The organism is uncultured Capnocytophaga sp., from assembly GCF_938029845.1.
In the GTDB taxonomy this organism is placed as follows: Bacteria; Bacteroidota; Bacteroidia; order Flavobacteriales; family Flavobacteriaceae; genus Capnocytophaga.
Genome location: NZ_CALHGG010000185.1, coordinates 25431 through 37168, shown reverse-complemented (window position 1 = coordinate 37168; position 11738 = coordinate 25431). Strand labels below are relative to the sequence as shown.

General features: G+C 41.5%; 6 protein-coding genes. 3 read left to right on the top strand and 3 right to left on the bottom strand.

Annotated elements, in window-relative coordinates; translation table 11 throughout:
- Window positions 1-90: 90 nt before the first annotated feature.
- Genes Q0625_RS14660 through Q0625_RS14650 form a run of 3 tightly spaced genes read right to left on the bottom strand, consistent with a single transcriptional unit; the run spans window position 91 to window position 3127 of the window.
- Window positions 91-1122, bottom strand: coding sequence for an endonuclease/exonuclease/phosphatase family protein (locus Q0625_RS14660; RefSeq protein ID WP_298828909.1), 1032 nt, complete (start codon window positions 1120-1122; stop codon window positions 91-93).
- A gap of 12 nt (window positions 1123-1134) precedes the next feature.
- A complete protein-coding gene (locus tag Q0625_RS14655) occupies window positions 1135-2217 on the bottom strand; it encodes a glucosaminidase domain-containing protein (RefSeq protein WP_298828906.1) in 1083 nt (360 codons plus the stop codon).
- Window positions 2198-3127 carry a pyridoxal-phosphate dependent enzyme gene (locus Q0625_RS14650; RefSeq protein WP_298828915.1) on the bottom strand — a complete coding sequence of 310 codons (930 nt, stop codon included), beginning with the start codon at window positions 3125-3127 and terminating at the stop codon, window positions 2198-2200. The genes Q0625_RS14655 and Q0625_RS14650 overlap by 20 nt, the downstream gene beginning before the upstream one ends.
- 433 nt (window positions 3128-3560) lie before the next feature.
- Between Q0625_RS14650 and Q0625_RS14645 the strand changes: the two genes are divergently transcribed.
- The 3 genes from Q0625_RS14645 (at window position 3561) to Q0625_RS14635 (ending at window position 11689) form a co-directional block, all read left to right on the top strand.
- Window positions 3561-7799, top strand: a complete 4239-nt coding sequence (locus Q0625_RS14645) for a cobaltochelatase subunit CobN (protein WP_298828903.1) — start codon at window positions 3561-3563, stop codon at window positions 7797-7799.
- Window positions 7800-8103: 304 nt separating this feature from the next.
- The gene (locus Q0625_RS14640; protein WP_298828900.1) at window positions 8104-10680 is read left to right on the top strand and encodes a BamA/TamA family outer membrane protein; all 2577 of its coding nucleotides are present in this window, start codon (window positions 8104-8106) and stop codon (window positions 10678-10680) included.
- A 34-nt stretch (window positions 10681-10714) separates the two neighbouring features.
- Complete coding sequence (locus Q0625_RS14635) at window positions 10715-11689, top strand: deoxyhypusine synthase family protein (protein ID WP_298828897.1); 975 nt, start codon at window positions 10715-10717, stop codon at window positions 11687-11689.
- Window positions 11690-11738: the final 49 nt, after the last annotated feature.

Here is an 11738-nt window from a genome sequence, read left to right as displayed (position 1 = left end):
GAATGCTCTTATTAGGGTTTATATCCAAGTTCCTCAAAAAAGTTTAAACACGTTTTTCGTTAATACTAAAGGCTGACTTTAGATCTCTGCTTACTTTCTCTTTATAAAAGTAGCTTTGATGGGGTAATGATCGGAATAAGGAGTGTTGTTATATACCTTGTGAGAGGTGATTTTGAAATAGGGATCCGCCAAGATATAGTCAATGCGGAAAGGAAAGTAAGGAAAGTCATAGGTGCTACCAAAGCCTGTACCACACTCCTCAAAGCTATCTATCCAGCCCCTATCCTGAAACTTCTGGTAGAGGTAGGAGAAAGCGGTATTATTGAAATCCCCACAGATAATAATAGGATAAGGACAGCTATCGGCATGCTTATTGAAAAGTTCAACCTGCGCCTGCTGTATAGCAAATCGTCTGGGAAGTTTTAAGAAAATCCGCTTGGAATTCTCTTGTGATATTTCAGTGTCCTCTATGTGAAAGGATTCAAAGTGAAGACTGTATACTCTAAGGGTATCTCGCCCTGCCACTATATCGGCAAAAATACCATTGTTACCTGTATGAGGAAAGTCTAGCGAACCACTATGTATAATAGGCAAATCGCTTAGGATCGCTTGGCCTATCTTGTCCTTACTATTTTTATAGATGAATTTTTTGTACTTATAGAAAGGAAAACTTCCGCTTTCCTTAGTATAAAACTCTTGTAAGGCAATGATGTTTGGGTGCTCTTGGGCAATAAAATCAATAATCTTATTCCTTAGCTCGCTATCCTCACTCCATTTGTAATGATTGAATAGGCGTACATTGAAGCTCATCACACTCAGATGATCTTTGGGAGCAGGTTTGCTCTTGCTGAATTGAACAAAGCGGTGCATAAAGGGCAATCCGATGAGAAATAAGACCGCAGAGAAGAGGAATAACCATTGGCGGCGTATGATCCATATCCCTATGAAAGCCATATTGAGCAACATCAGTATAGGAGTGAAGACACTTAGGGAGGCATACTCAAAATATCGGGGAGGGATAAAAGGGAGTAGGTAGGCGAAAAGTAAAATTCCACCTACCACTCCATTGGTTAAAAGAATAATTTTGTCTATCAAAGAGAGTGCTCTCCAAAAGTTTTTCATATAGTTGCTTTTTTACTCACGGATAACGAGTATTTGCCCCATATTGATGTTGAAGTTATTCATGTTGTTACGAGCCATAAGGTCATCAACACTTACTCCAGAGCGGCGAGCAATACTATATAGTGTATCTCCTTTTTTTACGATATACATCTTGATTGCATCCATAGCCACTTCTTCTGCTGGGGTGTTATTTGCTTCTTTTTGCGCCACTCGTGTGGTATCTGCCTTTTGCGCGGTGACGCTTGTATCCTTTTTTGGACTATTGTCTTTCTTTGCCACTGCTTTTTGTGTATTTTTTGTAGCTGCAGTGGGTGTGTTTGCTTTTTGAGTAGTTGTATTTGCTTTTGCTACGGTCTTATTTGCTTCTTTTTTCTTCTCTACAGTAAGAGGAGGTGTATTGGGGATAGGTGAAAGGGGCTTATCCTCCTTGAAAGCATAACCGAGCACTTCAGTGTCGTATTGGTGAAGTTCGTATTTTTTGATAAGTAGCAACAATTTTTGCGGATATCCAGGGTCAGTAGCATATCCAGCTTTCTTAAGTCCGTAAGCCCATCCTTTATAGTCGCCTGCCTTTAGAGTAAAGAGAAAAGCATAGCGAGAACGATTTACAAGGAATTGTGAATGATCTTCGAAGGAGGCTTCGGGGTGTTCGTATTTTCTAAAACATTCTCCTTTGGCATCATCATCATGGGTGATGGTATCCCCTTCCCAATCGTAGTGGCACTTGATACCAAAGTGGTTGCGTGCATGGCGCGCTAAGCGACCTTGTCCTGAGCCACTCTCAAGAATAGCTTGAGCCAAGGTGATACTTGCGGGGATACCATAGCGCTGCATCTCCACCATAGCGATATCCTTATAAGTATTGATATATTCATGAATTAGGGCAGGGGTTACCTTTACAGCGGAGGTTGCTTGTAGCTCCTCAGGAGTCTCAGGTACTTCCTTATTGATATACGTTTCGGTACGTTTGCTCTCTACAAGTACTTTATCAGGGATACGGGTGATAGGTGTTTTTGTAGTAGCATTCTTGAGCCCTGTGCTACAAGAGGTGGCCAAAGCGATCAAGCCCATAAAGCTAATTAATTTCTTGTTCATAATCCAGCGTTTGTTTCTTTTTACTATTAAGTTTTTGGTTCATTCCATATATGCCTTGCAATCCACCGGTGTGGATGGCTAATATTTTACTATTGTTGGGGAAAAATCCCTTTTCAATAAGATCGGTAACCCCATAGATCATCTTACCTGTATAGACAGGGTCTAAGGGAATATGCGTTTGCCTGAAAAAATCATTCAAAAAGCGGATAAAAGGTTCATTGACCTTGGCATAACCGCCTAAGTTATAGTCATGTATCAGCTGCCAATGATTGGATCCATGTATCCATTTTTGTATCTCCTCTTCTAAGAACTTTCCACAGAGGGCAGGGAACCCTAATATTTTTTGGTGAGGTAGGGCACTGTTAATCAGCCCTGCAATGGTACCGCCCGTACCTACCGCAGTGGTAATAAAGTCGTAGTCCGCATCCTCAGCGGAGAGAATCTCTTCAGTACCCTTTATAGCTAAGGCATTGGTGCCTCCTTCAGGGATATAGTAATAAGGGCCAAATAACTTGGTCAATTCCTCCTTGAAAGTCTCTGTATGCTTTAGACGAAACTGCTCACGGGAGACAAAATGGAAGCGCATACCACATTCCTGAGCAAAGCTAAGGGTAGGGTTGTGGGCGACTTCACCGGCTAATTCATCTCCACGAATCACACCAATGGTTTCTATACCTGCCACTTTTCCTGCATAGGCAGTGGCTGCAATATGATTTGAGTACGCCCCTCCGAAGGTGATAAGCTGTTTGTATCCCTTTTGGATAGCTTCTAACAAATTGTACTTGAGTTTCCGGTATTTGTTTCCAGAAACATGTACATGAGTCTTGTCCTCGCGCTTTATATACAGAGTGATCCCATGAGGATAGCTGATAGGGACTTTTTGGGTCTCTATGACAGGAATCGCAATCATTTTACGCATCAAATTTCTTGAGCAAAATTACATGCTAATTTGTTATTCTGTATTTTTGGGAGGTATCAAAGAGGGTAACAGCTCCTATTCTTTAAGGAATAAATATGTAAAGGTGTTTTTGTAAATTGTTTGTAATGAGTATGTTGTGTTTAAAATGTGATGTATGTATACGAAAAAATTAGTAATCAAAAAATAATTTTCAACAAATAAGGATATGTTGTTAATTAGTTGGATTTAACAAGAAATTACGGTAATAAAAATATAATTGTTGATAAATAAAAGCCAACGAATGTTGATAAGTCTGTATCATTATCAATCATTAAATTTTTCTTTTTTCTTTATTGAAGTTCTAAAAAAAGTTGTATCTTTGCCGAAGCATATTATATAAAATAAATCTAATTATCAATAATAAAAGACGTAAAAATCTATTCCTATGAGAAGAAAATTACTACTGTTTGTCTTAGCATTATTGCTTTGTGGGGTGGGGTATTTTGTGTATCAGCGGTTTATCTCACCTACACGTATTGCCTTGGTGAATTTCTTAAGCTACCAATCTTCCAATATTATCCTATCCAATAAGGACAGGTTTATCAAGTTCGAGGAGGTTTCTACGGATGAATTGGATAAGCTTAAGGGATTTGACTTTGTACTTATATGGGGTATGGGTATGAAAATCAGTGAGGAACAACGCGATATGCTAATTGAGGCTTCTCGTAAAATACCTTTCCACAGTTTTGCGGTAACGAATCCTGATAATGACATCAGTACCTTAGCAGAGGAAGACCTAAAGAGAGTATCCGAGTACTTGGAGAGTGCCAATAAGAATAACTACCAAAACTTGGCGCTGTATGTACGTAAATATATAGATAAGAAGTGGTTTGCCACGGAGCCAGCTCCTGCCATAGAGCGTAAGGAGAATGTCTATTTTCACCTAGACGATGAGCTTTCTTTCAACAACCTGAAGGACTATGAGGACTATCTCAAGCAACATAATTTCTACAAGGAAGGCGCTCCACGTGTGGCAGTAGTAGCGGGTTTGCATGAACCTTTTGCAGGAAATAAGGAACACCTCAATGGGGTAATTTCAGCCCTGCAGAATGAAGAAATGAATGTATATCCCTTTACCGCACAGACCAAGCGAATAGAATTCTTGGAAGAGATAAATCCTGATGCTATTGTCTATTTTCCACATGGGCAGATGATGATGGGGGCTCCAGAGAAATTTATCAATTGGATTAAACAGAAAAACATACCTTTCTTTACAGGACTTTCAGTGCTCACTCTCAAAGAAAAATGGGAAAAAGACCCTATGGGCATGGCAGGTGGTTTCTTAGGTCAGACGGTAGTAATGCCAGAATTGGACGGTGCTCTTTATCCCTATGTGGTTATTGCACAAGATAAGAATAAGGATGGGTATTATTTCCTTAATGCTATTGGTAACCGTGCCGCTAAGTTTGCCAAGATTATACATAATTTTACCCAACTGAAAAAGCAAGCTAATGCGGATAAGAAATTGGCTATTGTATATTTCAAGGGAGTAGGTCTCAATCCTCCTGTAGCACAAGGTTTGGAGGTTATAGAATCCCTTTATAATTTCCTTATACAACTGAAAAAAGAAGGCTATAAGGTGGATAATCTTCCTGCTACTGTGGAAGAGTTTCACACATTGCTAAACAATCATGCTAATACCTACCGTGCTAGTGCCAAAGGAGAGATTGAGCGCTTTTTTGCACAAGGGAATCCTGCATTGGTAGAAGCTAGTGAGCTAGATAGTTGGCTTAAGGGAACCCTGCCAAAAGACCTCTATGAGCAAGTGGTGGCTCACAATGGTGCCATTCCAGGTAATTATTTGGCTACTCATAAGGACGACAAGGACTATTTGGGGGTAGCACGCCTTACTTTTGGTAATGTAACTATATTGCCCCAACCCCCCGCTGCCATTAGTACAGAAGATGATTTCAAGGTACAACATGGGGTTAAGGAAATACCCCCTTATGCCTATATAGGGGCTTACTTATGGGTACAAAACGGATTGAAGGCCGATGCGCTTATTCACTTTGGTACCCATGGCTCTTTGGAATTTACCCCCAATAAGCAGGTTACCCTCTCTGACTATGATTGGGGAGATATCTTGGTAGGCACCGTGCCTCACTTCTATTATTATACGATAGGCAACATAGGGGAGGCAATGATGGCCAAACGTCGTTCGTATGGCTCCATTGTTTCTTACCTTACGCCCGCCTTTACCGAAAGTGATATGCGCAATACCTTCAATGAATTGGAGAACACCATACTTTCTTATCAAAAGTCAAAGAATCCTATTGATAAGAATACCATCTCCCTACATATTAAAAAGTTAGCCGTGGGTATGGGCTTACACCGAGACTTGCGCTTGGATAGTTTGCTTACTCAGCCTTATACAGAGGCCGAGATAGATCGCTTGTCCAACTTTGCCGAAGAGATCGCCACAGAGAAGATCAATGGAGAGCTTTACACTATGGGAATTCCTTATCCGGCGGATAAAATCAACTCTACTGTTGTGGCTATGTCCGCCGATCCTATTGCTTATAGTGTAGCCGCACTCCATAAGATAGATGGTAAGGTGAGTGAGAGAGATCTCAAGCGCAAGGTGTTTTTCTCCCAGCAGTACTTGAATCCAGCTAAAACACTCGTAAGTCAAGTGCTTACGGGGAAACCAGTAACTACTGAACTTATCTGTGCCTATGCTCATATCACTGCAGAGGAATTACAGAAAGCAAAGGAAACCATGGCAGCAGAAGACCAATCAGGTATGCCTTATTTCCTTAAAAAGCAAATGGAGAAGGAAGCTGCAAAAGGCAAGGATTCCACGGCTCATAGCAAGGCAGATACAGTTAAGGGAAAGAAACCTGATGCCGTAGGAAAGGCTACTAAAACCAAGAAACCCGCTGTTAAGAAAGAAGAACGCAAACCACTCACAGAGAAAGAATTGGCCGAATTGGCCGCTAAAAAGGCTAAAATAGACCGTGCTCGTGCCATAGTAGGTATAGAAGAAGCCATTACCAATATTGTTTTCTACCGAGATGGCTTACAACAAAGCCCTCGTTTGGAAGAAAAAGCCTTTTTCAATGCGCTTAGTGGAGGTTATACCCCGCCCTCTTCAGGGGGAGATGCAGTAGCCAACCCTAAAGGGGTACCTACTGGACACAATCTCTATTCTGTCAATGCAGAAAGTACACCTAGCAAATTGGCTTGGGACAGAGGGGTAGCCTTAGCCCAAAATGTATTGAATGAATACAAGGAAAAGCATGGTGAATATCCTAAGAAAATAGCTTATACTTTCTGGAGTTCTGAGTTTGTAGAAACTGAGGGTGTCTCCATAGCCCAAGCCCTCTATATGCTAGGAGTAGAACCTGTGTGGGATACCTTTGGCCGTGTGGGCGACATACGCCTGATCCCTTCTGAAGAGTTAGGTCGCCCTCGTATAGATGTGGTCATACAAACCTCCGGTCAGTTCCGTGACTTGGCGGCTTCTCGCTTGTTCCTCATTACCAAAGCCATAGAAATGGTGAGCGCACTTGGTCAGGAGCCTTATGCCAATGAGGTGAGTGCAGGTACGGTAGATATAGAAAAGGAATTGGTAGAAGCGGGGATACCTCCTAAGGAAGCCCGAGAGATGTCCACCCAGCGTATTTTCGGAGGGCTACAAGGTAGATATGATACAGGTATCAAAGAGCTCATCCATGCAGGGGACAAGTGGGAGACCCAAAAGGATATTGCTCAAGTGTATATGCACAATATGGGGGCGTTCTATGGTACTAAAGAGAACTGGAGTCAGTTCCAAGAAGGTATGTTCCGTGCAGCTATTAAGAATGCAGATGTATTGATTCAGCCACGCCAAAATAATACTTGGGGAGCGCTGAGCCTTGATCACGTGTATGAGTTCATGGGAGGCATGAATGCAGCTATTAAGGAAGTAACCGGCAAAGACCCTGATGCCTATTTGGCGGATTATCGCAACCATAAGAATATGCACCTGCAAGAGCTTAAGGAAGCGGTAGGAGTTGAGGCACGTGCTACTATACTCAATCCTAAGTATATCAAAGAGATGATGAAAGGCAAGGCCTCTGCGGCAGGGCAAATCCAAGAGATTGTAACTAATATGTACGGTTGGGAGGCTACTCGTCCTGAACTGATAGATGATGCCCTATGGAATGAGGTATATGACACTTATATAGAAGATAAAAACAAATTGGGTGTGACCGACTTTATCAAACGTGAAAATGGTGTCTCCATGGAAGAGGTAACAGCGGTGATGCTCGAGGCCTCCCGCAAAGGAATGTGGAAGGCAACAGAGGCACAGATAGCCCAATTGGCTACGCTCCATACGGATTTGGTTAAGGAATATGGAGTCACTTCTTCCCAGTTCTCATCTGAAAATAAGAAATTGCAAGAATACATCTCACAAAAAGCACCTGAGGCCAATGCTCAGGCTTACCAAAAACAGCTTTCAGCCGCTAATCAGGCCTCTGAGGAAGTATATGATACCAAGGATAGTAAGATACTCCAGAAAGAAGAAACTACCACAGGACAAGAGAAGAAGAAAGTCTCCTTAGATGGAGTATGGATAGCAGTGGCGGTACTAGTAGCCCTTGTGGGATTGGTGGTGTTTGTGAGAAAGAGGAGGAAATAATTGTCAATTGTTAATGTTAAAGCTGTAATTAATTGATATTTAGGTTTATATGTCAATGTGAATTATATAACTAAGATGTGATTTTTTCAAGGCGCAATAAATTGCGTCTCTACAAAAGACTATGCTAAGTGGAGAATTGTCTTAGCTAGCATTAGGGTAGAGATGCCATTTATTGCGTCTTGATTATAGGATCAAACAAGTAGAGCATCTTTGATAATTAATAATTAACAATTAACAATTGATAATTATAATTGTATTATCGTATAAAATTTGTAATTTTGAGCCGAAATTTTGAGGCTATCCGATGAAGCATAAATTTGTTGCTAAAACGCTATTCTTACTCTTTGCTTTAGCTTATCTGCTGGGGTGTAATCCTACAAAGAAGGTGCCAGAGGGAGCGTATTTGCTGCGTAAGAATACAATTTCTGTTAATGATAAAAAACCTAAGAATGCCAATATCTATGGTTATCTACGTCAGGAACCCAATTCACGATTGTTGGGTATTCCACTGGGGTTGCTTATCTATAACTTAGCCGATGATCATGCGGAGGAGAACTACCAAAAATGGCTTGAGAGACATCCTAAGTGGCATCGGTTCTTGGATGGTTTCCTCTCTAAAAAGCAGACCCAACGCTTAGGGAAATCTTTCTTGGTATCGGGCAAGGATAGAATGCTTCAGCGAATGGGACAGGCACCTGTGATTATAGATACGGTAGAGACCCGCAAATCGGCACATACCCTGAATGCTTATTACAACAGTGTAGGCTATTTTAATAATAAAAGCCACTATGAGATAACCCCCACAGATAAAGAAAAACAGGCTTCGGTAACCTATCTCATAGATAGGGGGCGACGCTATTACATAGACTCATTGGATACTCAAATCCTTTCTCCAGAGATTGATTCCCTCTACAAAAAGCGTATCAATGAGCGTATTATTAAGCCGCGCACTTTCTATCACTTGGAGAAATTCAATAATGAAAGAGCACGTATTACTAGCCTATTGCGTAATAATGGTTTCTATAACTTTCAGCAAAGTGCGATAGATTTTACCATAGCACGAGATACAGTAGTCTATAATAACGATTCGCTGATCAATGTAACCACTACCATTGCCAACTATATAGACCGCTCCACTGACCCTCCTACGGAGAAGCCTTACAAATCTCATAAGATAAGGAAGGTGCGCCTATATACTGATTATGATTCTTCTTTTCAGAATACTACCTATGATTCCTTAGAATACAAAGGGATTACTTACTACTACCGCAACAAGTTGCGCTATCGTAAGCAAACGCTCTATGATGCTATTGCCCTGCGTTCCCAGAGCCTTTACCGAGATATAGACCGCAACAATGCTTACAGGCAGATCAACAACCTAAGAGCCTTCAAGTATCCCAATATACAATACCGCTATGCCAAGAATGATACCTTGGAAAGGGTTTTGGAGGCAGATATATACCTAGAACCCCTTAAGCGCTTTTCAATAGAGACAAGTTTGGAGCTATCACGTTCCTCTATACAAGAGTTTGGGATAGGTTTTAGTACTTCTTTTATAGCGAGGAACGTTTTTCGTGGGGCGGAAACTTTGGAGGTAACCCCCAGAATTACCATGGGGGCTCAGCAATTCTTGGATGGGAGCTCAGCATTCTTTAATATCTTTGAATATGGAGGAGGCTTGCGCCTGACTATTCCACGTATATGGTTCTTTGGTAGGATAGAATCACTTATCCCTTATTCCAAAACACCACAGACCATATTGCAATTCTCCACTAGTACCCAAGAAAATATAGGTTTGGATAGGCAGAAAACCTCGGGAGTACTTCGCTATACTTGGAGCCCTAATATGGCTAATCGCAATATATTGGAACTCTTGGATATAGAATATGTACATAACAAAAATCCCCAAAATTATTTCAATGTATATGAGAGTTCCTACGAAATTCTCAATGGAATTGTAAAGAAAGAAGGTTCTGTCCCCTCTCGGTACTTAGACGCTCATGGCAACTTGGACAGGAGAATTGCCTATGACTATTTCATTTATGATATGTTCCGCAGGGACTGGACGAATCCTGCTCAGCGAAATTTGGAGTTGCTCAACCTCTATGAACGTTTTTATCACCTTACACGCAATGACCTTATCCTAGCTACGAGCTTTACCTATATGTCCAATAATACGCTGAATTACTATGAGCCGACTTATGAGCAATTCCGTGTAAAGGTAGAGACGGCGGGGAATTTCCCTCAACTGCTGAATATTATACGCAAGCTACCTACCGATGATCAAGGTCAACGCAAGTTTTTGGATGTAGCTTATGCGCAATATGCTAAGGCAGAGCTGGAATACATCAAGCACTTTCCGCTATCGACAAGGAAAAATAGTGGAGAAGTTCTCGCCCTGCGTGGATTCATTGGTTTTGCGATGCCCTATGGGAACGGGAAGAATATTCCTTTCTCACGTAGTTATTTTGCAGGAGGAGCTAATGACAACCGAGGTTGGCGCGCCTACTCTCTGGGACCAGGTTCTTCAGGTTCGGCTTTGGAATTTAACGAAGCCAATTTCAAGTTGGCTGCTAATGCGGAATATCGCTTTACCATAGCCAATGCACTAAAAGGGGCACTTTTCCTAGATGCGGGGAATGTATGGCACCTACTGGACAGTGAGGATCGAACAGAGGCCATGCTAGATCGCTTATCAGATATATCAGATATAGCTTTGGCGACAGGCTTTGGGTTGCGCTATGACCTCAACTATTTTGTCATACGTGGGGATTTTGGTATGAAGCTATACAACCCTTCCAAGCTGGTGACACCACACTGGACTAATAAGCTGAAACTCTCTAATTTTGTTTTCAACATAGGAATTAATTATCCATTCTAATGAATTGTATAACACTTAATTAAATACTTTTAAGATGAATAAAGGACCCATTTCTCAATTTATTGAGAAGAATTTTCTACATTTTAATGCAGCAGCCTTAGTGGATGCCGCTAAGGGCTATGAAACTCACCTACAAGAAGGAGGAAAGATGCTTGTAGCACTTGCAGGTGCGATGAGTACTGCCGAGTTGGGTATTTCTTTGGCAGAGATGATACGCCAAGGAAAGGTAGATATTATCTCCTGTACAGGGGCTAACCTAGAGGAAGATGTGATGAACCTTGTGGCTCACTCTCACTACAAACGTGTGCCTCATTATAGAGATCTTACTCCAGAGCAAGAACGCGAACTCTTGGACGGTCATTATAACCGAGTAACTGATACTTGTATTCCAGAGGAAGAAGCCTTCCGCCGCTTGCAAAAACACTTGGAAGAGGTATGGCATAAGGCAGAAGAAAAGGGGGAACGCTATTTTCCACACGAATTTCTTTACCAAGTGGTACGCTCTGGAGTACTAGAACAATACTACGAAATAGACCCTAAAAACTCTTGGATACTTGCCGCTGCGGAAAAGAATATTCCTATTATATGCCCAGGATGGGAGGACTCCACCACAGGGAATATATTTGCGGCTAACGTAATCAAAGGAAACTTAAAGGCACATACGGTAAAAACAGGAATAGAGTATATGATATACCTTACAGAATGGTACCGCAATAACTCTGCTGGTAAGGGGGTAGGCTTCTTCCAAATAGGAGGTGGTATAGCAGGTGATTTCCCTATCTGTGTAGTGCCAATGATGTATCAAGACTTGGAATGGGAAGATGTACCTTTCTGGTCTTACTTCTGTCAGATCTCCGACTCCACCACCAGCTATGGTTCTTACTCAGGAGCAGTGCCTAATGAGAAGATTACTTGGGGAAAATTGGATATAGATACTCCTAAGTTCATAGTGGAATCCGATGCTACGATCGTGGCACCACTTATATTTGCCTATATACTTAATCAATAATCAAGGGTTAATTGTTAGCTAGGCATTAATTAATGTGAGTTCGGTATAG

Coding starts and splice junctions, on each gene's coding strand:
- Q0625_RS14645 (WP_298828903.1), top strand. CDS start 3,561: ATGAGAAGAAAATTACTACTGTTTGTCTTAGCATTATTGCTTTGTGGG.
- Q0625_RS14660 (WP_298828909.1), bottom strand. CDS start 1,122: ATGAAAAACTTTTGGAGAGCACTCTCTTTGATAGACAAAATTATTCTT.
- Q0625_RS14655 (WP_298828906.1), bottom strand. CDS start 2,217: ATGAACAAGAAATTAATTAGCTTTATGGGCTTGATCGCTTTGGCCACC.
- Q0625_RS14650 (WP_298828915.1), bottom strand. CDS start 3,127: ATGATTGCGATTCCTGTCATAGAGACCCAAAAAGTCCCTATCAGCTAT.
- Q0625_RS14635 (WP_298828897.1), top strand. CDS start 10,715: ATGAATAAAGGACCCATTTCTCAATTTATTGAGAAGAATTTTCTACAT.
- Q0625_RS14640 (WP_298828900.1), top strand. CDS start 8,104: ATGAAGCATAAATTTGTTGCTAAAACGCTATTCTTACTCTTTGCTTTA.